This window comes from Microbulbifer sp. ABE4_465 (assembly GCF_056160765.1).
On record NZ_JBSWXV010000001.1, the window covers coordinates 499898 to 524460 of the forward strand.

General features: G+C 56.4%; 18 protein-coding genes. 14 read left to right on the plus strand and 4 right to left on the minus strand.

The annotated features are described in order from the left end of the window. Nucleotides 1-42: 42 nt before the first annotated feature. Nucleotides 43-627: a tRNA-uridine aminocarboxypropyltransferase gene (locus tag ACXAG1_RS01995; RefSeq protein ID WP_475118784.1), complete on the plus strand. Its 585-nt coding sequence runs from the start codon at nt 43-45 to the stop codon at nt 625-627. 322 nt (nt 628-949) lie between these two features. Here the strand turns inward: ACXAG1_RS01995 and ACXAG1_RS02000 are convergent, their stop codons facing one another. Next, complete coding sequence (locus ACXAG1_RS02000) at nt 950-1822, minus strand: FAD-dependent oxidoreductase (RefSeq protein WP_475118785.1); 873 nt, start codon at nt 1820-1822, stop codon at nt 950-952. Between the two features lie 221 nt (nt 1823-2043). On the opposite strand from ACXAG1_RS02000, the gene dbpA reads away from it, so the two are divergent. Continuing rightward, the gene (gene dbpA, locus ACXAG1_RS02005) at nt 2044-3447 is read left to right on the plus strand and encodes an ATP-dependent RNA helicase DbpA (protein WP_475093099.1); all 1404 of its coding nucleotides are present in this window, start codon (nt 2044-2046) and stop codon (nt 3445-3447) included. Nucleotides 3448-3513: 66 nt separating this feature from the next. On the opposite strand, the gene ACXAG1_RS02010 is transcribed toward dbpA, so the two are convergent. Continuing rightward, a complete protein-coding gene (locus ACXAG1_RS02010) occupies nt 3514-3954 on the minus strand; it encodes a hypothetical protein (RefSeq protein WP_475093098.1) in 441 nt (146 codons plus the stop codon). 380 nt (nt 3955-4334) lie between these two features. Between ACXAG1_RS02010 and ACXAG1_RS02015 the strand changes: the two genes are divergently transcribed. Together ACXAG1_RS02015 and ACXAG1_RS02020 are read left to right on the plus strand one after the other, a co-directional pair. Next, the gene (locus ACXAG1_RS02015) at nt 4335-5438 is read left to right on the plus strand and encodes an acyltransferase family protein (RefSeq protein WP_475093097.1); all 1104 of its coding nucleotides are present in this window, start codon (nt 4335-4337) and stop codon (nt 5436-5438) included. A 138-nt stretch (nt 5439-5576) separates the two neighbouring features. Beyond that, entirely contained in the window at nt 5577-7790 is a 2214-nt protein-coding gene (locus ACXAG1_RS02020; protein WP_475118786.1) for an OsmC domain/YcaO domain-containing protein, read from the plus strand. Nucleotides 7791-7938: 148 nt separating this feature from the next. On the opposite strand, the gene ACXAG1_RS02025 is transcribed toward ACXAG1_RS02020, so the two are convergent. After that, the gene (locus ACXAG1_RS02025; protein WP_475093095.1) at nt 7939-10896 is read right to left on the minus strand and encodes a M16 family metallopeptidase; all 2958 of its coding nucleotides are present in this window, start codon (nt 10894-10896) and stop codon (nt 7939-7941) included. 220 nt (nt 10897-11116) lie between these two features. After that, nucleotides 11117-12049 (minus strand): porin, encoded by a 933-nt coding sequence (locus tag ACXAG1_RS02030; protein ID WP_475093094.1) that lies wholly within the window; start codon nt 12047-12049, stop codon nt 11117-11119. Between the two features lie 241 nt (nt 12050-12290). On the opposite strand from ACXAG1_RS02030, the gene ACXAG1_RS02035 reads away from it, so the two are divergent. The 10 genes from ACXAG1_RS02035 to pgsA all read left to right on the plus strand — a co-directional run bounded on the left by ACXAG1_RS02035 (nt 12291) and on the right by pgsA (nt 24504). After that, complete coding sequence (locus tag ACXAG1_RS02035; protein WP_475118787.1) at nt 12291-14816, plus strand: DNA internalization-related competence protein ComEC/Rec2; 2526 nt, start codon at nt 12291-12293, stop codon at nt 14814-14816. A gap of 133 nt (nt 14817-14949) precedes the next feature. Continuing rightward, nucleotides 14950-15570 (plus strand): MotA/TolQ/ExbB proton channel family protein, encoded by a 621-nt coding sequence (locus ACXAG1_RS02040; RefSeq protein ID WP_475093092.1) that lies wholly within the window; start codon nt 14950-14952, stop codon nt 15568-15570. Between the two features lie 28 nt (nt 15571-15598). Continuing rightward, nucleotides 15599-16018 (plus strand): ExbD/TolR family protein, encoded by a 420-nt coding sequence (locus ACXAG1_RS02045; RefSeq protein WP_475093091.1) that lies wholly within the window; start codon nt 15599-15601, stop codon nt 16016-16018. Between the two features lie 119 nt (nt 16019-16137). Further along, nucleotides 16138-17976, plus strand: a complete 1839-nt coding sequence (gene msbA, locus ACXAG1_RS02050) for a lipid A export permease/ATP-binding protein MsbA (RefSeq protein WP_475118788.1) — start codon at nt 16138-16140, stop codon at nt 17974-17976. Nucleotides 17977-18029: 53 nt separating this feature from the next. After that, complete coding sequence (gene lpxK, locus ACXAG1_RS02055) at nt 18030-19061, plus strand: tetraacyldisaccharide 4'-kinase (protein ID WP_475093089.1); 1032 nt, start codon at nt 18030-18032, stop codon at nt 19059-19061. A 17-nt stretch (nt 19062-19078) separates the two neighbouring features. Further along, on the plus strand, nt 19079-19834 hold the full coding sequence (gene kdsB, locus ACXAG1_RS02060) for a 3-deoxy-manno-octulosonate cytidylyltransferase (RefSeq protein ID WP_475118968.1): 756 nt from the start codon (nt 19079-19081) through the stop codon (nt 19832-19834). 111 nt (nt 19835-19945) lie between these two features. Next, entirely contained in the window at nt 19946-20962 is a 1017-nt protein-coding gene (gene murB, locus ACXAG1_RS02065; protein WP_475118789.1) for a UDP-N-acetylmuramate dehydrogenase, read from the plus strand. 288 nt (nt 20963-21250) lie between these two features. After that, nucleotides 21251-21895, plus strand: coding sequence for a response regulator (locus ACXAG1_RS02070; protein ID WP_475093087.1), 645 nt, complete (start codon nt 21251-21253; stop codon nt 21893-21895). Between the two features lie 133 nt (nt 21896-22028). After that, nucleotides 22029-23843 (plus strand): excinuclease ABC subunit UvrC, encoded by a 1815-nt coding sequence (gene uvrC / locus ACXAG1_RS02075; RefSeq protein WP_475093086.1) that lies wholly within the window; start codon nt 22029-22031, stop codon nt 23841-23843. Between the two features lie 94 nt (nt 23844-23937). Continuing rightward, nucleotides 23938-24504 (plus strand): CDP-diacylglycerol--glycerol-3-phosphate 3-phosphatidyltransferase, encoded by a 567-nt coding sequence (gene pgsA / locus ACXAG1_RS02080; protein ID WP_475093085.1) that lies wholly within the window; start codon nt 23938-23940, stop codon nt 24502-24504. The last annotated feature ends 59 nt before the right edge of the window (nt 24505-24563 follow it).

The following is a 24563-nucleotide window of genomic DNA, read 5'->3' on the forward strand; positions in this document are numbered from 1 at the left end:
CAGTATAAGATTCAGTCGATTTATCCGAGTTCATATCACTCTATGCCACGCGAAACCTGCCCCACTTGCCAGCGTCCGCTCAAGGTCTGTTACTGCAGCGCGCTGGTCCATATCCCCAATCGCATCAAGGTACTGATCATACAGCACCCCCTGGAGGAGAAGCACCCGTTCAACACTGGTCGGATGGCGCGGTTGTGCCTTGATAATAGCGAATTGCTGGTGGCGGAGAGATTGTCGGGTGAGGATCTAGGAGAATTACTGCGGCCGCGGTCTGCGTTGCTATATCCGTCGCTGGAGTGGTTGCCGGAGGTGGAGCAGATAGCACCGGGCGCGGAAGAAGCTAACGCATTGGAACAGTTGGTAGTGATCGACGCGACCTGGCGTAAGTCCAAGAAGATGTTGCACCTGCATCCTGAGCTCCAGCGGTTACCCCGTTTGAGTTTTGCGGGCGATCACCAGTCGAATTACACCATTCGCCACTCATCGCTGGAGAACAGTCTCTCCACCATTGAAAGTATCGCCATGGCAATGACACGGCTCGATGCGAGCTGCGACTATCAGCCGCTGCTCCAGCCATTTGAATACATGGTCTCCCTGCAAGCCGGCCGTGGTCAGCAGCACAAATAATCGCTAATGAGTATTTCACGCGCTGGTGATATTTGTTGAGCAGGTGGGCGGTTATTCCAGTTTTGCACTCTGCTGGAAGTATGGCTTGTATATCGCGTTCGCATTGTCGAAAAGGGGAATGCTCGATAGGAGCTTCATGCCGGTGAACTTGAGGTTATTCATATAGTTTCCTGGCAGGTGTGCGATTCTGCCAAATAGATTCGAGTACGATTTTATCGCACGCACTCGCTTATCCCGGGCCAATATATAAGTGCGTATCAACGTCTGGTCAATACGCTCTCTGGAGTGATTTCCAAGAAGATGTACCAGCGTTGCCGCATCTTCAAAGGCGAGTGACGCCCCCATGCCCAGATTTTGGGGAGATTGCGTGTGCAGAGTCTCCAATTCGTAAATTTCCGCTACTAGTCATCCAGTGGACTTCTGATTCGGAAATTGCATCAAATCTAATCGGTGTTTCTTCGCTCATAGCGTCGCTGACTCGGTGGCCGAGGTCTCCAAAACTCATCAGGATCTCGCGCAGTTGCGGCGTGCGAAATTGTGACTCGAGGTCAAACTTGCAGGGTTGGGAGCATAGAAATACATAGGTGCTGGTTGGGGAAATCGGGAACACGCCTAGTCGATATTTTCCATTATGAATTTCATATGCGTGCCGCGGTTCGCTGCCGTCACTGATTACCCAGCGCCAAACTCCTTGCTTTGAGTGTTGCTGTTTTGCTATTTCACGCGCCAAACCATTTATGCCATCGGCCAACACTACGTCTCGTGCAATCACCATTTTGCCGGATGAGAGCGTTAGTCGGGTCGCTCCGCCTTCGCGGACGCTGGAGATCACGCGCGTGTTAGACAGGCAATGGTTTTGGTCGACATGTCTGTAGAGCAACTGGTGCAAGGTTGGCCGCGATGCGGAGACCACCGGGTAACCTCGGTATCCAACGGGTTGTGTGACAACCCGATTCCTTCTCGGGGTTCCGAAGACCATATGGGTTAGCGGTACATAGTCATTCAGGTGCCGATAGTCGACGCCAAGCTGACTCAGTGCATGTAGCCCATTAGGGTGCAGGACAATACCTATTCCATCGGACACAGGAAGGGAGCGCTGTTCGATCAGGCGATAGGATCTTCCTGCTGCCTCCAGTCCGCAGGCGGTCGCTAATCCAGCCAGTCCCCCACCTACAATCACGACATCTGCATCCATTCGTTACTCCTCCATTTTCCTTGTACTGCAGTGCAATATCACTGCGGTACATTTGGGTGGTGGGGATGAAATCACACGCATCCAGTCAAGAGAAGCCTTTCGTCACGAATTTACGCTAAAGATATTGGCTGATGCGCTGGCTATTTGCGGATAGGAAATCTATCAAGGGTTATCTACAATACACGGCCTTCCGTTCCCCCTTGATCAATAGAGCCCTCATTGTGACCCAATCTGACACAGACTACCCCCGCGATTTCCAGTCGCTACCTTTACCAAAGCCTCTCCTGAAGAACCTGCAGGATCTGGGCTACGAGCGCCTGACCGAGATTCAGGCGGCAGCGCTGCCGGCCATTGTGGCGGGACAGGATGTCATCGGGCAGGCGAAGACTGGCTCGGGCAAGACGGTGGCCTTCGGTCTGGGGTTGTTGCACAAATTGCGGGTTGAGCAGTTCCGGGTTCAGTCGCTGGTACTTTGTCCCACCCGGGAGTTGGCAGACCAGGTCGCGCGGGAGCTGCGCAAACTGGCGCGGGCCATCCACAACATCAAGATTCTTACCCTGTGCGGCGGTATGCCTTTTGGACCGCAGATTGGCTCCCTCAAGCACGGGGCCCATATCGTGGTCGGTACTCCGGGGCGAATTGAGGATCACCTGCGCAAGGGCAATCTTGATCTGAGCCATGTGGATACGATGGTGCTGGACGAAGCCGACCGCATGCTGGATATGGGATTCCAGGCGGTGCTGGATCAGATTCTGGCAGAGCTGCCGAAGGAGCGTCAGACACTGCTGTTTTCCGCTACCTACCCGAATACCATTGATGCACTGGCAACCCGCGTGCTGCGGGACCCGGTCAAGGTGGAAGTGGCCGCGGCGCACACAAAGAGCACCATTGAGCAGAACTACTACCGGGTGGAAAACAATGAAGCGCGCCCTGGAGCGCTGTATCAGCTACTGGCCAGTTACGATGCCTCGTCAGCGCTGGTGTTCTGCAATACCAAAAAGGAAACCGAAGAAGCGGCCCAGTCCCTTAAGCGCGCAGGCTTTGCCGCCCTGGCCCTGCACGGAGATATGGAGCAAAAGGACCGCGACCGCACCCTGGCGCTGTTTGCCAACGGTAGTGCCTCGGTTCTGGTGGCAACGGATGTGGCGGCACGCGGGCTGGATATCGAAGAGTTGCCGATGGTAGTGAATTACCATCTGTCCCGTGACCCGGAGGTGCATGTGCACCGCGTTGGTCGTACAGGGCGGGCAGGGCAGAAGGGCGTGGCGCTCTCAATGGTAAGTAAAAAGGAAATTTACAAGCTGGAGCGGCTGGAAGAACTGATGCAGCAGAAAATTACTCTGCTGGAAGTGCCCGAGCTGTCACGGGGAATTGCGCCGACACGTCCGGTGATGTCCACGCTGCAGATCGACGGTGGCAAAAAACAGAAGGTGCGTGCCGGTGATGTTGTGGGTGCCCTGACCGGCGACGGTGGTATCGATGGCACACAGATCGGAAAAATCCAGCTGTTCGACTTTTCTACCTTTGTGGCGGTAGAGCGGCCCGTTGCGAAAAAGGCATTGAGCAAGCTTTCCAGCGGGAAAATCAAAGGGCGAAAGTTCCGCGCGCGCATCGTGGGGGTTTAACGCGCATCAATTTCCCGGAAGCCCTATTGCAAACCGGTCGGGGTGCAATAGGGCCGCAAAGAGCGATCAGAATCGGAGGCGAACCCCCAGTGCCCCGTCCACTTCAAAGCCTTCCTTATAGTCCACATCGCTGAACGCGTAATGTGGCACTGCCTGAATGTAGGCCTCCAGGCTCGGTGCAATACCAAAGCTCAACCCAACCGGCAGACGAACGCCGGTTTGGTAATAGTCGCCATTGCCGTTACCGTCCCGATAAAAGCCGCCCGCATCGATGTAAGCATGCATGGTGCCCAGATTGTTGCTGAAGTTCTGCAAGCGCATATCAACGGCGATGGCGTCGCTGTTGAAAAAGATCGAAGTTCCTCGCAACTGTGCGGTCACGCCCAGCCCCAGGTCGTGGGCGACACCGAGGCCAACCCCTGTCTTGTTGGCTGCGAATGTCGGAGTGCTCAGGATTGCGAGCAAAAGGGGAAGGGCGATCTTGCGCAGATTCATCGAAAACGTCATGGGTACCTCGTCGGTGGGACAGATTTGGAGGGATAGTTCCGAGGCGCGAGTATAAAGTTGCGGGTATATGGCGCTGTGTTTGCTCTCACACTTCCGAGTGAGAGATTCTGGTTGATAGTTGTGTGGGCGACATTGGGTAGTACAAAAATTGAGCAGCTGAATCGTTCAGTCTCGCATTTGGTGGGGTACTGGGGGCTATGTCTTTGTTTTATAGGAGGATTCAGCTAATATCCGCGCAAAATACTGTCTCGCAAAAACATGGTGTGGGTTCAAAACATCGGCTGAAACCCTGTGGCCGTTCATCGTGTGGCGTGATAATAAATTACTAAGTCATAAGCAATTTCAGCTTATTAATTCTAATAAGCTGGCCAAGGTTATATATGAGCACAACAATCGACTCTAGAACCCTCGTTGATTACGATGGAAATCGCGAAAATAATTTCACCCTAATTAGGTTGGTATTTGCTTGGCTTGTTCTATTTGGCCACAGTTTTGCGATCCAGCCCACTCATGGCCTTAAAAATCCACTAAATCGAATTTTTGAAGGTTCGGAATGGATTGGCAGTTTTGCAGTGCATGGCTTTTTCGTGATTAGCGGGTATTTGGTGTGTGCCAGTCTACTTAATCGGGGCGTTAAAGATTACGTTATTTCAAGAGCGCTTAGAGTTTTACCCGGGTTGATGGTTTGTGTTCTTCTTTCGGTGTTTGTTTTAGGGGCCGTGCTTACGGCACTGCCGCTGGCCGAGTATTTTTCAAGTCCAAAGACTTGGGAATATTTGAAAAATGGATTTTCTATATTTCGTATGGAGTGGACCTTGCCGGGGGTGTTTGAGGAGAATCGCCGGAAGGCCATAAATGGATCACTTTGGACGCTGAACGTCGAGATATATTGCTACTTTTTGCTTGCTTGTATCGGTTTGATCGGCGTACTTGCTAAGAGAGTCCTGGCGAATTTCACATTAGCTGCAGTACTTGCTTTCGCATATTTTAATTTTGGAGATGTTCCTCTTTTGGGGGTTAACAGCAAGTGGAGCAAGCCTGGACTGTTTTTTCTCGTTGGTGTGTTTTTCTACATAAATAGAAGTCTTATCCCGGTAAACGGAAAACTATCCATTTTTTCTTTAATAGTTCTGGTGGGCTCATTCGGCAAGGATTGGTACTTATATGTTGCCCCTCCATTTTTCGCATATCTTATTTTTTATATCGCTTACGCAACAAAAAATTTAAATATAGATAGAAAGTTGGGGGATATTTCGTACGGTGTATATATTTACGCGTGGCCGATCCAGCAGGTGGTTGCTATGTCGTTTCCTGAGTTGAATCCGTATGAGCATACAGTGTTGGTTACTGTAATTGTTTTTATCATCGCTTACTTTTCTTGGCACTATGTAGAGAAAAAAGCACTCAAATTGAAGCCTAATCTTATGGCAATTACTAACGTATCTCGATTCTATCGAGCCCCTACTGCGTCGTCCGCTTCGTAGTAGTTTGCCGGGTCGGCCTGTGTCATGTGTTAAATGCAGGCCGGTACGCAGTAATGTAAGCTCAATGTAGCCCTTACATTTTTATTCAAAGTCTTTTTTTTAGGCTCGATTGACCAATCCCAATGCCTGGTAGCTCCCATGGAAATCAGCGTCAACTTCCTCGAAAACCTGCGCCTTGAAGCCAAGTTCGACGACTTCACGGTCATCACTGATCAGCCGATCCGCTACAAGGGTGACGGTTCGGCGCCCAGCCCGTTCGACTATTTCCTGGCTTCCTCGGCCCTGTGCGCGGCCTACTTTGTGCGGGTTTACTGCCTGGCGAGGGATATTCCTACGGACAATATCCGCCTGTCTCAGAACAATATCGTGGATCCGGAAGACCGCTACAACCAGATCTTCAAGATTCAGGTGGAACTGCCGGAAGATATTTCTGAGAAGGATCGGCAGGGCATTCTGCGCTCCATTGACCGATGCACCGTGAAGAAGGTGATCCAGACCGGACCGGACTTCCAGATTGAGACGGTGGAGAACCTGGCGGAAGATGCCCAGGCGCTGCTGATGGTGGAGCCGGATGCTGAGCATCAGACCTTTATCGAAGGTAAGGATCTGCCGCTGGAGCAGACCATCGCCAATATGACGAAAACTCTTGCCGACCTGGGTATGAAGATCGAGATTGCTTCCTGGCGCAATATCGTGCCTCACGTCTGGTCTCTGCATATTCGTGATGCAGCTTCGCCCATGTGTTTTACCAATGGTAAAGGGGCGACCAAAGAGAGCGCTCTTTGTTCTGCGCTGGGCGAATTTATTGAACGCCTGAGCTGCAATTTCTTTTACAACGACCAGTTCTTTGGCGAGGAAATCGCCGATGCCGAGTTCGTGCACTACCCGAATGAAAAATGGTTTGCACTGGAAGACGACGATGCCTTGCCTGAGGGCATTCTCGATGACTACACCCGGGAGATTTACGATCCGGAAGGTGAACTGGGTGGTTCCAATCTGATTGATACCAATTCCGGTCGTGCCGACCGCGGTATCTGTGCCTTGCCGTTTGTGCGCAAGTCCGACGGCGAGTCGGTGTATTTCCCGTCCAACCTGATCGAAAACCTGTTCCTCAGTAATGGTATGAGTGCCGGTAATACCCTGGCGGAAGCCCAGGTGCAGTGCCTCTCAGAAATCTTCGAGCGGGCGGTGAAAAAGGAAATTCTGGAGCAGGAAATTGCACTGCCGGATGTACCTAAAGAGATTCTGCAAAAGTACCCGGATATTCTCGAAGGTATTGAAGAGCTGGAAAAGCAGGGTTTCCCGATTTTGGTAAAAGACGCCTCTCTCGGCGGCCAGTTTCCTGTGATGTGTGTGACGCTGATGAATCCGCGCACTGGCGGCGTGTTTGCATCCTTCGGCGCGCACCCGAGCCTGCATGTGGCGCTGGAGCGCAGTCTGACCGAACTGATGCAGGGGCGCAGCTTTGAAGGTCTGAATGACGTACCCCCGCCGACCTTCAACAGTCTCGCCGTTACCGAACCACACAATTTTGTCGAGCACTTTATCGATTCTACCGGTGTGGTTTCCTGGCGCTTCTTCAGCGCCAAATCCGATTATGAATTCGTTGAGTGGGACTTTACCCCGAAAACCAAGTCCGGCGATCATGCAGATACCAATCAGACTGAGGCGGAACGCCTGTTCGCAATCCTGGAAGACATGGGCAAAGAGGTCTATATGGCTACTTACGATGACCTGGGTGCATCGGCCTGTCGTATTCTGGTACCCGGCTATTCCGAGGTTTATCCGGTAGAAGACCTGATCTGGGATAACACCAACAAGGCGCTGGACTACCGCGAAGACATTCTCAACCTGCACCGGTTGGAAGATGAAGCACTGGAGGAACTGGTTGAACGACTGGAAGAGAGCCAGATCGACAACTACGAGACCATCATTACGCTGATTGGTGTGGAATTTGATGAGAACACCGTCTGGGGTCAGCTCACCGTTCTGGAGCTGAAGCTGCTCATTTATCTCGCCCTGCAGCGTCATGAAGAAGCGCTGGAGCTGGTGGAGACCTTCCTGCAGTACAACGACAATACCGTTGAGCGCGGATTGTTCTATCGCGCCGTGCAAGCGGTGCTGGAGATTGCGCTGGATGAGGATCTGGCGTTGGAAGACTATCGCTATAACCTGAATCGGATGTTCGGTGAGGAAACCATGGATGCGGTGGTGGGCTCAGTCGATGGCAGCTTGCGCTTTCATGGCCTGACGCCAACCAATATGCAGCTGGAGGGGTTGGACAAGCATCTGCGCTTGATCGAGAGCTATAAAAAGCTGCATGCGGCTCGGGCGGCTAGCGTTAAAGCCTGAGTATGTAGGCGGGTTAAGGCCCGGTGGGGCTGGATTCCGGCCTTCGCCGGAATGACGGGAGTGCTATTTCTCTCCCCCGTTACCCCCGCGAAGGCGGGGGGGCAGGTATTTTGGAGGTATTAGTTAAAGGCGGTGTGAATCAATACGATCAATTCAGGCTCGCCGAATCTTCCGATTGCTCTGCCTGATCATTTTTCTTCACGTATCCATCCTCATCCAGCTCAACAATCGGCATGCCCAGTTCCGCGATGCTTTCGCGAATATTGGCCGCGTCGCCAACCACCACAATCGCCATATTCTCCGGTTTCAATAAGCCGGTAATGACCTTGTTCAGGGTTTTACGGTCGGTCTCTTTAAGCATGGCGCCTTGCTGTGAGCGGTAGTCCAGTGGCAGGTCGTAGCGCAGGATGTTGTTCAGCAGGCTGAGCTTGTCGCCCGGGGTTTCGTACTTGCGCGCTTCCTGTTGGCCGATGGCGGAACGGAGATAATTGAACTCGCTCTCGGTCATGCCTTCGCTGTCATACTTGGCAAACTCTTTGAGTACTTCATTCAGGGCGTCTGCGGTTGCGTTCTTTTTCACCTCTGAGCTCATCATGTATTGGCCTTCCTGCGGCTCGCCGATCAGGTAAGAGCGGGCGCCGTAGGTGTAGCCTTTGTCTTCGCGCAGGTTGAGGTTAATGCGGCTGTTGAAGTTGCCACCCAGCGGGAAGTTGCCGAGATAGGCCAGGTAGTAATCGCCCAGCGCATCGTAGGGCAGGCCATGCTGGGCAACGCGCAGACTGGACTGTGCCGCGCCTTCCTTGTTTACCAGGTAGACGGTGCGACCGTCGATTTCCGGCTTCTGCAGTGCGATAGCGGGGCGCACCGGTTGTGCGATCTTCAGCTTTGCCAGCCCTTCCAGAGATTTGATGATCTTCTCGTGGGGCACACTGGTACTGACGGTCACTCCGCTCAGGTGGGCGGGGAAGTGGGCGTTGTAATACTGCTTGATGTCTTGCAGGGAAATCTGCTCGACGGTACCCGGCAGGCCGTCGCCCGGATAGCTGAGCGGATGCTCGGTGCCGCGCATCACTGCGCCTACCGCACGGGTCGCCAGACCTTGCGGGGTCTTGCGGGCCTGTTGCAGGCCCTCAATGGTCTGCTGTTTGATGCGGTTGAAATCTGTCTCGGTGAATGCCGGTTTCAGCATGCGCTCCATCATGAGGGGGATCGCTGCATCCAGATGCTTGGCGAGCACATTCAGCGTGACGGTGGTTTCATACTGGCCGCTGCTGACGCTGACACTGGCGCCCAGGCGCTTGAGTGCTTCGGTGAACTCGGCGGCACTGCGCTCGGTGGTCGCTTCGCTCATCAGGGAGGTCATCAGCGAAGTGAGACCGGCTTTTCCACGTGGCTCATCCCGTTGGCCGAAATCAAAGACGGCGCGCACGGTGACGGTGGGGGTTTCATCATTCTGTACCGCCAGCAGACGAACGCCATTCTCCAGTTTTCCATCCTGAATCGCCGGCAGTTCAACCTGCGGGTTCACACCGGGTGTTGGCTGGACACTGCGGTCAAAAGTGTCTTTGACCGGGCGCAGAGCGAGGGCTTCTTCCTCGTCGGCGTAGCTTTCCGGAATGGTGCGCTTCCACTCGTAATTCTGTTTGGCGGCGGCCAGTTCCGGCTTGCCGTTTGGCACCACGCTGAGTAGCACCGCGGGCTGTTCGGCGATGTACTGGTCGAATACCCGGGTGACGTCATCGGTGGCGACAGACAGATAGGCATTGATCTCTTTGTCGATACCTTTGGGGCTGCCGGTATAGGTTTCAAACGCGGCGAGAGTAGATACTTTGCCGGAAACGGATTGCAGACCGAACACGCGCCCGGACTCGTAACCCGCTTTGAATTTCACCAGGTCATCTTCGGTCACACCGCGGCTGGCGAATTCGGTCAGGGTATCGCGCACCGCCTGTTCCATTTCCGCCAGGGTTTCACCGGAGGCGGGGTTCTGGATCACGATAAACCACATTTCACAGGCCAGCTCCTTACAGGAGTGGCTGACGCTGGCCGACACGGCGCGGCCGGTTTGCACCAGGCGCTGGTACAGCATGGAATCCTGTCCCTGGCCGAGAATCGCGGCGGCGGCATCCAGAGCGGGTTCATCCGGGTGGCTGTAGCTGACGGTGGGCACCATCATTGCCAGAGCCGGCAGGTGGATATTGTCTTCCAGGGTAACGTAACGGTCCGCGTCCAGTTTGGCGGGTTGCTTGGGCAGGTTTTCGACTTCGGGGCCCGCGGGGATCGGGCCGAAGTATTTGGCCACCCATTCCAGGGTTTTGGCTTTGTCGACGTCGCCACCGATGGTGAGCACGGCGTTGTTTGGGCCGTACCAGCGCAGGAAGAAGCGTTTCAGGTCGTTCAGGTCGGCGCGGTCGAGATCCTCCATCCAGCCGATTACCGGCCAGGAATAGGGGTGGCCATCCGGGTAGGTGGCGGCGTACATGGTTTCCAGGGCGCGGCCGTAGGGGCGGTTATCGACGCGCTGGCCTCGTTCGTTCTTGACCGTTGCGCGCTGCACTTCAAACTTTTCCTGAGTGACCGCATCAAGGAACACCCCCATACGATCCGATTCCAGCCACAGCACGGTTTCCAACTGGTTGGCCGGTACCGTCTGGTAGTAGTTGGTGCGGTCGGTGTTGGTGGTGCCGTTCATGCTGCCACCGGCTTCGGTGATGATGCGGAAGTGTTCCTCGTCCGCCACATTGACAGAGCCCTGGAACATCATGTGTTCAAAGAAGTGGGCAAAGCCGGATCGACCCGGATCTTCTCGGTTGGAGCCTACGTGGTAGGTCACATCCACGTGCACCAGCGGGTCGGAGTTGTCTTCGTGCAGGACGACGGTGAGACCGTTGTCGAGTTTGTATTTGCTGTAGGGGATGGCGATCTCAGCACCTTCGCCATCAAAGGTCTCAACCAGGGAAATGCCGGCGGGTAAACTGGCTTGTTGTGCAGCCTCCGGAGACGCTTCGCTGGTGGCGGATGTCTGTGGGGATTCAGGATCGGCGCCCTTGCTGCAGGCTACCAGAAGTGCGGATGCGAAAATCAGTGCGATTTTTGTGCGATGCATGACGGTAGGAGACCTTTTTATTTTCAGAATCTCCGATCCTAGCACAGCTGGCTGATTATGCCGGGGCCTCGACATGGCTTGCGCCACTGATGCGCCGCGTCTGACGCAGTTTTCTTTTTTCCGTGCGCCAGTAAATGAGAAGGGGGCGCGACCCGTAGGTGGCGCCCCTTTCGAATGGAGACCATATGGGGTCTCGCGGAGTGCTGAAAACCGTTCTGCCTCAGAACTTGAATTCAGTACCTACGCCAACGTAGCTACGTGCGTAACTGTCTGCAGCGGTTTCATCGGTGTAGAAGGTAAACACCTTGGCCGCTTTGGACAGCTTGTAGTCCAGGCCTAGGCTGAAAGTTTCTCCATCGGTTTTTACGATGTCAGACTGACCGTATTGCGCTTTCGCAGTCCAGTTGTTGATCTTGTACGCTACGGAAGTCATCCAGCCGTCCTGTTTGCTGCTGTCTGCTTTTTCCTGTTCTTCGTACAGTCCGCCAACCTGCAGGTTGCCGAAATTGTATTGCGCGACAAGACGCGACACGTTCCAGTCGTTGGCCTCTACGTCCATATCGTAGGCGTAGGCCAGGTAAACACCGTTGTTGTCGTAAGCAAATGCAACGGAAGTACCATTGTCGCGCGTGTCGATCAGTTCGCCGTCGTCATCGAGAATTTCTGCGTCTTTATTGCTGACGTAAGCTGCGGCAACATGGAAACCACCGAATGACGGAGTGGTGTACTGCAGGTTGTTGGATTCGCGGTTGTCGCTTTTGGTGATCAGGCTTTTGATGTCACCCTCAAGGTCGTTGAACAGATCCACTTTCTTTTGTGCGATTTTGAGCGGAGTATCGAACTTGCCGCCGATTACCTGGCCAAAGCCACCTTCGAGGCCGGCAAAGATATTGCGCTGGGTGAAGGTGTCACCTTCGCCATCCATGTTGACCTGGTATTCCATTTTGTAGATGCCCTTGATTCCGCTATCAAGGGGCAGCTCGCCTTTTACACCCAGGCGGGAGGCATTACTTTTCACATCGGTCGCTGCACCGTCACCTTCGTCGTTGGACTGGAAGGAGGCGTTGGCCTTACCGTAGAAGTCAAAAATTTCTGCGTTGGCGAAAGAGGGAAGTACGGCAACCAGCGCGAGCGACATGGCGGTCTTTTTCATGGGGGGCTCTCGTAATGTTTGTAAAAGAAGGAACGCTGTGTGTTCTTGAGTTGCGCGCAGTTTGCTGCGGAATTGTTACAAACATGTGAAAGATGAAAATAAAATGAATAAATTGTTACGGATCCGTGTGCGGTCTGACAGGTGTGTCAGTTAACGTTGGCCTGAAGTAGCGAAATTCCTCAGGGAAAGCCTTAATAGGGACGGGCTCAATAAGGACGGGCCTTAAAGGGTAGAGATAACATTGGACGTTCGACCAAATCTCGTCGTGGGTCTCGGGGCCTGTGGGGCAGGTATCGGCCAGGTTGCGTTCTGGCCCGTTTTGCCGGGTTCCCGTGAATTGGTCGGTGCCATTTTGCTTGGTCTTCTGGCATTGGGCGTGGTGGCGATAGTTAGCGGTGCTATGCGTCGGGATTCGGGCCTGCCAGCTTCGCTGTTAACCAGAGTCTTTCTGCCATTTCTGGTTGGGACCTGTTGGGGGCTTTGGGCGAATCACCAGTCTCTGGAGCAGCGCCTGCCCGGAGACCTGCACGGCTCTGACCATACACTGGTGATACAAGTGGTTTCCCTGCCGCAAAGTGCACCGGCGGTTTCCTTTTTTGGCACACCTTCAAGCGCAACTCGCGGTTACCTGGATGCCCGCTTTCGCGCACGCGTCGTCGATGCAGAAGATCACCGCTTTCTCGACCGCAAGCTGCAGCTCGGCTGGTACCGGGTGGCGCCCGCGGATGCCGCGCGCCTTGAGGCCGGAAGCAGTTGGCAGATGCGCGTGCGGGTGAAGGAGCCCCGCGGCAGCGTTAATCCGCACACCTTCGACTACGAGGCTTGGCTGCTGGAGCAGGGGGTGTTTGCGACGGGTTATGTGCGCGATCGCGACTTGCAGCCGCAGTTTCTCGCCCGCGGGACGGGGATTGATCGAATGCGGGAAGAGATCCGTGGTCAGCTCGCGCAGGACGTGAGCGGGACGCAGCGATATCAGCAGGAGTCACTATTGCGCGCGCTGTTGCTAGGGGATCGCACGGGAATCAATGATCGGACCAGAAACCTTCTACAAAACACCGGCACCGCGCATTTATTGGCGATTTCTGGGCTGCATGTGGGGATGGTGGCGGTTTGCTTCTTTCTATTGGGCGGTGTGCTGGGACGTGTGGCCGGGGTGTCTGGTATCCGGTGGGGTGGTAACCCTCTGTATCTGGCTGGCGCGGCCGGTGTATTTGCAGCCCTCGGGTATACGCTGATCAGTGGTGCGCCGTTGTCTGCCCAGCGGGCGCTGGTGATGGTCGTCGTGGCGATGTCGGCCATAGTCCTGCGGCGGCGGTTGAATGGCCAGCTGGGGCTGACGCTGGCCCTGTGCGTGATTCTGATCTGGCAACCGCTGGCCGTTCTGAGCGCCGGGTTCTGGCTTTCCTTCGTTGCCGTGGCAGTCTTGCTGCTGCGATTTCAGGGGCGCGAGCGGGTGGAGGACGGGCTGACTGAGACGGCGCTGGGGCTGCAGTCATGGCCCTCCAGACTGTGGGGCTGGATCTTGAATGGCGCGCGCAGTCAGTGGGCAATCGTCATCGGCCTGCTGATACCGTCGGTGCTGATCTTTCACGGGGTAAGCCTCAGCGGGCTGGTGGTCAACCTGGTTGCCATTCCCTGGGTCGGCCTGACGATTTTACCGCTTATTCTGCTGGGCGCCTTGTGTCCGTTTGAGCCGGTCGCAGTACTGCTGTGGTCCCTGGCTGATGTGCAACTGGTTTGGCTGATCGCCTTTCTGGAATTCGCCGAGCAACTTGCACCGGGCTGGCGTTCTCTGCCGGCTCCGGATGCCTGGGTGCTTGTCTTGGCGGCGCTCGGGGGACTACTTCTGATATTGCCGAGGGGGATTCCCGGGCGCGGATTGGGGTGGCTGTTGATCCCGGTGCTCGCCGTAGGTACTACCAGCTGGCAGCGGCCGTTGCCGGAATCCTTTGCGTTGACTGTATTGGATGTGGGGCAGGGACTCGCCGTTACCGCCGTCTCGCGTGATTCCACGGCAATCTTTGATACCGGCGCGAGTACCGGCGGGGGCTGGAGCGCCGGGTCGAGTATCGTCGCGCCCTACCTGCAGGCTCAGGGGCGGGAAGCGGTGGAGGCACTGGTGGTCAGTCACGGAGATCGCGACCACGCGGGCGGTGTCGCCGGCGTACTGGAGCAACTGGATGTGGCAACCATGATCGCGCCCGGGAGTCTCGGCGTGCGGCTGTCGGCGGGCACGAATGTCGAGCCTTGCCGTGCCGGGCAGGTCACCCGACTGGGAGATCTCTCGATCCGCTGGCTATGGCCGCGCGCGACTGCGTTGGATGGAGAGGAAAATGACCATAGTTGCGTGGGACTGCTGCAGTGGAAGCAGGTCCGCATTCTTCTGACCGGGGATATCTCCAGCCGCGTGGAGGCGCAGTTGAAGGGCCTGTATCCGGATATGGGCCCGGTCGATGTTCTGGTGGCGCCACACCATGGCTCGCGCACATCGTCTTCGGCGGCACTCATTGAATGGGCGCGGCCGGAACGGGTGGTATTCAGTGCGGGGTACAGGCACCGGTTCGGGCACCCGCATGCAGATGTGACTGCCAGGTATCGATCTGCCGGTGCGGCGCTGTTCAATACCGCTCAAGAAGGTGCCATTCAGTTCCACTGGAATGGTGTCGGTGAGCTCGATATAGCGCGAGCGCGCGACGGTGGCCGCTTTTGGTATCGGCATCACAGCAACAAAAAAGATAACAATCAGATACTTAGCCACCGCCAATAGCTGTGGTAGAGTTTGGCGCTGTAGTGCTGAATGAGTACCGAATGGCTCGGCCTGGCACCGGAGTTTGCAGGGGATCTCTCCGCAAAACTCTCGATAAACCATAAGAATCCCGTACGCAGTCTGGGGCACAATCGTGTTAGAAATCATCAAATCCGGCGGCTGGCTGATGCTGCCAATCCTGCTTTGTTCCGTTGCCGTTATCGCTATTTTCATTGAGCGCCTGTGGACCCTCAACGAGCGCAAAATTGCGCCGCGGACCCTGCTGGGGGATGTATGGGGGAGCCTGCGTAACAACCAGCTGACCACCGAGAAGATCAAGGAACTGCGCGACTCCAGCCCGCTGGGGCGTATCTTTGCTGCGGGGCTGTCCAATTCCAAGCACGGCCGGGATGTCATGAAAGACAGTATTCAGGAAGCCGCCAGTCAGGTAGTGCACGACCTGGAGCGGTTCCTGAATGTGCTGGGCACCATTGCCGCGGTTGCCCCCCTGATTGGCCTGCTCGGAACCGTGGTGGGGATGATCCAGGTGTTTACCGCCATCATGCTCGAAGGCACCGGTAACGCGGGTGTCCTTGCCGGCGGTATCTCCCAGGCATTGATCACGACGGCCGCTGGCCTGAGCGTGGCAATTCCGGCGCTGATGGCGCACCGCTACTTCCAGCGCCGCCTGGATAGCATTGTGGTCACCATGGAGCAGGAAGCCGTCAAACTGGTGGATGCGCTGCACAGCGACCGCCGTATCGAAGCCGCCTGAGCCGTAGCCAGAGATTCAGGAGCGCTCGATGCAATTCCGTCGCCAAAGCCAAGAGCAGGATGGGGTCAACCTCACACCACTGATCGATGTGGTGTTCCTGCTGCTGATTTTCTTTATGGTGTCTACCACCTTTACCAAGGAAAGCCACCTCAAACTGAACCTCCCCGAGGCCGCCGGGCCCCAGGCGGAGGCGCCGCCATCTACCATTGAAATTCTGATCAATGCGGATGGTTCCTACTCTGTGGATGGGCAGGCTCTGATCAACAAGAAGCTTGTTACCCTCAAATCGGCACTGTCGGAAGTTTCTGCTGGCGAGTACAATCGCCCGCTAATCATCACCGCTGATGCCACTGCCGAACACCAGTCAGTGGTTCGCGCCATGGATGCCGCCGGTCAGTTGGGGTTTGTACACCTCAGCATCACCACGCGGCAGCCTGACGAACAGTAATCTATAAGTGTTGATGCGGGCGGCGATAGCACCGGCCCCTTAGCCCTTTCACATCCACCCGCCCGCACCCTGCGGGCGGCGTTGTTTGACGGGGTGGTTAACACACGACCTGATTGTTTATGGATAAATCCCCGCAACCGGTTCGCAAACCCAAGAACGGAGCCAGGACCTACCGTCGCCTGCTCTCGTATGCCGCGCCACATTGGGCGGTGTTTGTGTTGGCGGTGTTCGGTTTTCTGCTGTTTTCCACCATGGAAGTTGCCCTGATTGCGGTGACAGAATTGCTGCTGGATGCGGTGGGTGCTGGTATCGATACCGGGCGTGGGTTCCTGTCCAAATACGTTGCCTCTTATTTCCCCAATGGCCAGATGCCACAGGAGACTGCCCGCTGGCTGGTACCGACGGGGATGCTGTTCATTATTGCACTGCGCGCGGTTGGCAATTTCGTCGGCAGTTATGGTCTGGCGTATGTTGCGCGCGCGGTGATTCACCAGCTGCGTTCCGAGCTGTTCGAAAGCATCGGCCGCTTGCCTAGCAGTTATTACGACCGGTACACCGGCGCTTTCCTGATTTCCAAGGTGGCGTATAACGTGGAGCAGGTCACCAACTCCATTACCAAATCACTCAAGACGATTTTCCGTTCCTCGTTCACCGCGATTGGATTACTCACCTATCTGCTGATGGTGAACTGGAAACTCACGCTCACCTTTTTCCTGTTTGTACCGATTATTGCAGCCATTGTCGGCATTGTGGGCAAGCGTTTTCGCAAGCTCAGTCACCGCATTCAGAACACCATGGGGGACGTCACCCACGTTACCCAGGAAGCCATCAACGGCTACGAAGTGGTGCGCATGTACGGCGGCCAGGAATATGAAAACGGGCGTTTTCAGGCGGCGAGCAATGCCAACCGCCAGCAGTTTATGAAACTGGTGGTGGCGGATAACGCGAGTGTTTCGGTGATTCAGATCCTTGTAGGGCTCGCCACAGCGGTGCTGGTCTGGTTTGCGCTGGCACCGGGTATGGTGGAATCCATGACCGCGGGCGTGTTTGCCTCTTATATCGGTGCGGCGGCTTCCCTGGCCAAGCCTATCCGCAACCTGTCCGAGGTGTACGCGGAAATCCAGAAGGGGATCGCTGCCGCGGAAAGCATTTTCGAGGTGTTCGACGCACCCAAAGAGCCGGCCGAAGGCGACGCGGCACTGCCGCTACAGGTGACCGGGGAGGTGACATTTGAGCATCTCGGTTTCCGCTACAACGACGACGGCCCCGAAGTGCTTTCGGGTATCAATTTCACCGTGCGCGCGGGGCAGACGGTGGCCCTTGTGGGGGCTTCCGGTTCGGGCAAAACCACACTGGTGAGCCTGTTGTCGAGATTTTACGAGCCCACCTCCGGCCGAATACTGTTGGACGGGGTCGATATTACCCGCTTGCCGCTGGCGGATCTGCGCGCGCAGGTCAGCCTGGTTTCCCAGAATATCGTGCTGTTCAATGACACCGTGTACCGCAATATCGCGTACGGGGAGCTGGAATCGAAGCCGGATGCCGATGTGCAGCGTGCGGTGGATCAGGCACACGCGCGCAGCTTTATCGAAGAGTTGCCCCAAGGGCTGCAGACGGTGCTTGGTGACAACGCTCAGATTCTGTCCGGTGGCCAGCGCCAGCGCCTGGCCATTGCGCGGGCGCTGCTGAAGGATTCGCCGCTGCTGATCCTGGACGAGGCCACCTCGGCCCTCGACAACACCTCCGAGCGGCATATCCAGGCGGCGCTTGCCGAGGTGATGAAAGACCGGACCACCTTTGTGATTGCCCACCGCCTCAGTACTATTGAGAACGCCGATTGCATTCTGGTCATGGACCAGGGGCGCATCGTGGAGCAGGGCAGCCACAGCGAGCTGCTCGCCCAGGGCGGGCGCTACGCACTCCTGCTGCAACAGCAGAATATGCAGGGCGCGGGCTGAACACCGCAAAATTGTTGAACACACCGCATCAGGGATAGGGGGCGCAGAGCGCAATGTCGCTTGAAGACTGGTTAAACAAACGCTGGTACCCGGCCACCGAGGGTGGCGATGACAACGGTACCCAGTTGCCATTGCTGGCGCCGCTGGAGCTGGCGTTTCGCCACGGCAGCCGCTGGCGCAAACAGCGCAACAGGCCGGCTCCGCTGCCGGTGCCGGTGATCGTGGTTGGCAATATCACCGTGGGCGGTGCCGGTAAGACGCCACTGGTGGCCGAGCTTGGCCGCTGGCTGCTGGAGCGCGGTCGCAAGCCGGGCATTATTAGCCGCGGTTACGGCGGTCGCGCCAAGCACTATCCGTACGATGTCACCGCCCAGTCCCACCCCCTCGAATCCGGCGACGAGCCACTGATGCTGCACCTGATGACCGGTCTGCCGGTAATGGTGTCGCCAAAGCGCATTGAGGCGGCGGAAGCGCTGATCGAACAGCACGGCTGTGATGTCATCCTGTCCGACGATGGGCTGCAGCACTATGGCCTGTGGCGCAGTATGGAAATCTGTGTGGTGGACGGGCACCGGGGGCTGGGTAACGGCCACCTGCTGCCTCGGGGACCGCTGCGCGAGTCCATCGAGCGTCTGGCCAGTGTCGATATGGTGGTCGTCAATGGTGCGGCTGGTGAGCTGGCGGAATCCCAGTGCGGCGACGAGATCGACTTCACCATGCACCTGGAGCCGGCGCGCTGGCACCAGTTCAATCTGGATCAGACTTCCACCCTCAAGCTGGAATCGGGCCCGGAAGTCGGCCCTTGCCACGGGGTTGCGGCAATCGGTAACCCCCAGCGCTTTTTCAATGCCCTGCGTGCCATCGGTTTCAACGTAATGGAGATGCCGTTCCCGGATCACCACCAGTTTTGCCTACAGGAGCTGCAGCTCGACGGGATTACTCCGGTCATCATGACCATGAAAGACGCGGTGAAATGCCGCGATTTCTGGCAGACCCACTGGTGGGCACTTGAGGCTCGGGCGCAGCTTCCCGATCTGTTCTATCAACGTATTCACCAACATCTCGAGAGTTTTGAAACCCCATGAGCAGTACCGCCGACGATCTGAGTTTTGACGTCATCATCCCCGCCCGCTTTGCTTCCAGCCGGCTACCCGGCAAGCCGCTGGCCGAGATTGCCGGCAAAACCATGGTGCAACGGGTCTACGAGCGTGCTTGTGAGAGTGCCGCGGAGCGGGTAATCGTCGCCACCGATGACAATCGTGTTGCCGAGGCGGTGGCCGCATTTGGTGGCCAGGTGTGTATGACCAGTACCGATCACGCATCCGGAACCGACCGGCTACAGGAAGTGGCAACCAAATTGGGGCTTGCGGATGAGCGTATTCTGGTCAATGTGCAGGGGGATGAGCCGTTGATCCCGCCGGCGGTGATCAACCAGGTCGCGCGCAATCTGGCCAAGAATACGGCCGCCGGTGTGGCTACCCTGGCCGAGCCTATTGAATCGGTCGATGACTTCCTAAACCCCAATATCGTCAAGCTGGTGTGTGAAGAGAACGGGCTGGCACGTTATTTTTCCCGAGCACCCATCCCCTGGCCCCGGGATGCCTTTGCCGGTGACAGGTCGGTCCTGCCTGAGGGGCTGAACCCGCGCCGCCATATTGGCATCTATGCTTACCGTGCAGCCCTGTTAAATCTCTTTGTGAGCTGGCCCATGGCACCGCTCGAGCAATTTGAAGCGCTGGAGCAGTTGCGGTTCCTGTTTAACGGACAGGCAATCCATGTGGCTGACGCCTGTGAGGCGGTGCCCGGCGGGGTGGATACGGAGCAGGATCTGGCGCGGATGCGCAGCCTGTTCAGCTGAGCCCGGGTAGGCCGGATCGGCCTGCGGGTATTCCGATCGACCGTGTCTCAGTCCGGCAAGCCTGGCCGTACTGGGCGTAACAGGTACGGCCAATAGATATTCTGGAAGTGCATGATTCAATCTGATATCGACCTGCAACCTTTCAACACCATGACAATCGCCGCGCGGGCGCGTCACTTCTGCTCGGTGACCTCGCTTGATCAGTTGCGCGAAGCGCTGGCGTTTGCCCGCGACAGGCAGCTACCCATCCTGCCACTCGGGGGCGGCAGTAATATCGTTCTCACCGGTGATTATCCGGGGCTGGCCCTGCATTTGGGTATGCGTGGTGTGGACGTCGCTGAGTCTGCCGAAGGGGTGCGGGTCACTGCGGCTGCCGGAGAAAACTGGCATCAACTGGTGATGCGAACGGTAGAGTCCGGTGTTGGCGGTCTGGAAAACCTGGCGCTGATTCCGGGAAATATCGGCGCGGCGCCCATTCAGAATATCGGCGCCTACGGGGTTGAGCTGAAGGACCACTTCGAGCAGCTCACGGCCATGGAAGTCGCCACAGGTAAACTGGTGACCTTTTCGGCGAGCAAGTGTGCTTTCGGCTACCGCGACAGCCTCTTCAAGGGGGAGGCAAAAGATCGGTACCTGATTTGCGAGGTGGTACTGAAGTTGCGCCGCGACTGGCAACCGCGAGTAGATTACCCCGCGCTGCAGCAGCATTTTCAGGAGCACAAGACCCCCGTTGATCAGCTGACGCCGTCGCAAGTGGCAGCCGCGGTCATCGACATCCGCAACAGCAAACTGCCGAATCCGGTAGAAATTCCAAACACCGGCAGCTTCTTCAAGAACCCGGTGGTGACCGAGGCCCAGTACAGCGCCATCAAGCAAAGTCACCCGAACGTGGTGGCTTATGCGGCGGGAAGTGGCTGGAAACTGGCCGCGGGCTGGTTGATTGATCAGGCCGGCTGGCGGGGGTTCCAGCGCGATGGCGTTGGGGTGCACGATCGCCAGGCACTGGTCCTGGTAAACCCCGGGCACCGGGCGGGGCAACAGGTGGTCGATCTGGCTCGCGACATAGCGGCGGATATCCAGGTCAAATTTGGCGTAACCCTTGAACCAGAGCCACGATTTTACCCCTAGGCACTGATACGCTCGCTGGCGCGGGGAGAGTGATATCCCGGTGCCGGGAATTCGAGCCGAATTTTCTGCTGTTTACAGTCTTTATTTCAATGGATCGCTTTGCTTCAAGATGCGTACCACTTGCTTTGCATTGAGACGCTAGTCTGGTATGTTTTCTGAGGGCTCTGTGGATGGATCTTTGCGGGACATAACCCGCTGAGCAATAACAAAAAATTCGATTTTGTGCGAGCTGATCTCAGTAGGAAAATTTTGCGCAAAATCGGCTGAAAATCCGTGGTTGGGGCTAATTTGATAAAAGTCTTAGTGGTAGACGATCACGACTTGGTGCGTATGGGTATTTCCCGCATGCTGGGAGATGTCGATGACATTCAGGTTGTCGGCGAAGCCAAAAGTGGTGAAGACGCACTGGCATTTGTCCGCGAGACGGAAGTGGACGTCATTTTGATGGATGTTCGAATGCCCGGAATGGGGGGCCTCGAGGCTACCCGTAAATTGATTCCCCGCTTTCCCAAGGCGAAAGTCATCGCGGTCAGCGCATTGGACGACGACCTCTTTCCGAGCCGGCTGATTCAGGCGGGCGCAACCGGTTATGTGACCAAGGGTGCAGACCTGGAAGAGATGGTGCGAGCGATTCGCTCGGTTGTTGCTGGCGAAACCTATATCAGCTCCTCAATGGCGACCAAGCTGGCGTTACGCAGTGTCAGTGGTGGTTCCTCGCCCTTTGAGGACCTCTCCGAGCGGGAGTTGCAAACGGCGGTCATGATCGTCAACGGCAACAAGGTGGCAGAAATCGCAGAAACCCTAGCGGTGAGCCCGAAAACCGTGAATACCTATCGGTACCGAATCTTCGAAAAGCTCGGCCTGCATTCCGATGTGGAATTGACCCTGCTGGCGGTCAAGCACAATGTGCTGGACCCGGAAGAGGCGGTTTAGCGGTGCAGGGCGTTCGAAGTTGGGATAGAGGCGGAATAATGCCACGCTAGCGCGTATAATCCGCTCGTCATATATTGTTTAGAACAGGGGCCTTTCCGGCCCCTGTTCTGTTTCGGTGGCCGTATTTTTTTGCATGTTCGACAGTAAGCGCTTTTTATCGACAGTGACCCGCAAGCCCGGCGTCTATCAGATGTTTGATAGCCAGGGAAAGGTACTGTATGTCGGCAAGGCAAAGAACCTGCGCAACCGCCTTGGCAGTTATTTCCGGGCCACCGGATTGACCGCAAAGACCATGGCCCTGGTGGAGAAGATTGCGGATATCGAAGTGACCGTTGCCCGCAGTGAAACCGAAGCGCTGGTGCTCGAGCAGAGCCTGATCAAGTCGCAGCGGCCGCCCTACAACGTGATGCTGAAAGATGATAAGGGTTACCCCTATATTTTCCTTTCCAGCAAAGATACCTTTCCGCGAATCGCCTTCCACCGCGGTTCCAAACGCAAGAAAGGCGACTATTTCGGGCCTTTTCCCAATGCATCGTCGGTGCGTGATAGTCTGAATTTTTTGCAGAAAACCTTCCGCATTCGCTCCTGTGAAGACAGTGTCTTCGCCAACCGTTCGCGCCCGTGCCTGCAATATCAGATTGAGCGCTGTACGGCACCCTGCGTCGATTTTATATCGGCGGAAGACTACCAGGCCGATGTGCGCCACGCGCAAATGTTCCTTGCCGGTAAAAGCGACACGATTATTCGCGAGCTGGCCGATTCCATGGAGCAGGCCTCGGCTGCGCTGGAGTTTGAAAAAGCCGCGCGCCTGCGCGATCAGATCGTCGCATTGCGTCGTTTGCAGTCGGACCAGATTGCAGAAAGTGCCGGTGGCGATGTGGATGTGCTCGGGGCGGCGACTTCTGGTGGTCTGTGCTGTGTGCATGTCCTGTTTATTCGCCAGGGGAGGATTCTTGGCAGCCGCAGCTACTATCCCAGTGAGAAGCTCGGTCTGGAATCTTCGGAATTGCTCTCCGCGTTTATCCCGCAGTTTTACCTCGGTGCGAACCGCGAGATTCCCCGTCAGATTCTGATGTCCGAGTCACTGGAAGATGGTGAGACGCTGCAGCAGGCGTTAACTGAGCAATCCGGGAAGGATGTCCAGCTGGTGCACAAGCTGCGTGGCAATCGGGCCTCCTGGGTGGAAATGGCCCAGCAGGCTGCCAGCCAAAACCTGCAAAGTCGCACCGCGTCGCAGCAGAAGCTGCAGGACCGGTTTGAGAACTTGCAGGAGGTGTTGCGGTTGGGGGAATTGCCCGAGCGGTTGGAGTGTTTTGATATCAGTCATTCCAGTGGTGAGGCGACAGTGGCGTCCTGCGTGGTGTTTGATACTGGCGGTGCGGTGAAGTCGGATTATCGGCGCTTCAATATCGAAAATATTACCGCGGGGGATGATTACGCGGCCATGGGGCAGGCACTGCAGCGGCGGTATGCGCGACTGTCCAAAGGCGAGGGCCGTTTCCCGAATATTTTACTGATCGACGGCGGCAAGGGGCAGGTGCGTCAGGCCATTGATACACTCAATGAGCTGGGTGTGACCGGTGTTCAGATTATTGGCGTCGCCAAAGGCACCACCCGCAAAGCGGGGTTTGAGACGCTGCACGTGGTGTCCCAGAATCGCGAGCTGGTGCTGGAGTCCGATTCCCCTGCGCTGCACCTGATTCAGCAGGTGCGGGATGAAGCGCACCGGTTTGCGATTACCGGCCACCGCCAGCGGCGGGACAAGAAACGTCGCGAGTCACCTCTGGAGGGGATCCCAGGTGTCGGACCAGCGCGCCGGCGCGCATTGCTGCACCACTTTGGTGGATTGCAGGAAGTGATGCGCGCATCGGTCAACCAGCTGGCCAGTGTGGAGGGGGTCAGCCGCAAGCTTGCCCAGGAAATTTACTCCACTCTGCACAATGAGTAATGTAAAGAAACCTGTTGGCGTTTATTTTTTGGATGCGGATTGCTAAGTTACGCACTGCCGACGAAGTGTGTTCAGCGAATGTAAAAGGACCAGCATGACCCTTGCCAATCAATTGACCTTGCTGCGCGTAGCGCTGATTCCGGTATTTGTGCTGGTTTTCTATCTTCCCTACAAGTGGAGCTATATTGCCTCCGCACTGATCTTCTCCATTGCTGCTGCCACTGACTGGCTCGACGGGTATATCGCCCGCAAAATGAATCAGAGCACGCCGTTTGGTGCCTTTCTGGACCCGGTGGCTGACAAGCTGATGGTGGCCACCGCCCTGGTATTACTGGTCGACCTGCACGATCACCGCCTGTTTACCATCGCTGCTGCCGTGATTATTGGCCGCGAGATCGCTGTGTCCGCACTGCGGGAGTGGATGGCGGAGCTGGGGCTGCGCAGCAGTGTGGCGGTGAACTATATCGGGAAGATCAAAACCACGGCGCAGATGGCCGCGATCATTGTTTTGCTCGCGTTTGATGTGCAGGAATTTCCCGTTATGGAAACAATCGGCTATATCTTGCTGTACGTTGCCGCAGCGCTGACGCTGTGGACCATGGTGGTTTATTTGCGGGCTGCCTGGCCGGCACTCAGTGGCGACGCAACAACCAAATCCTGAATCCCGTTTACTCGGCCCGGTAATGCCCGGGTCGAGGCCGTCACAATTTTCAATTTACC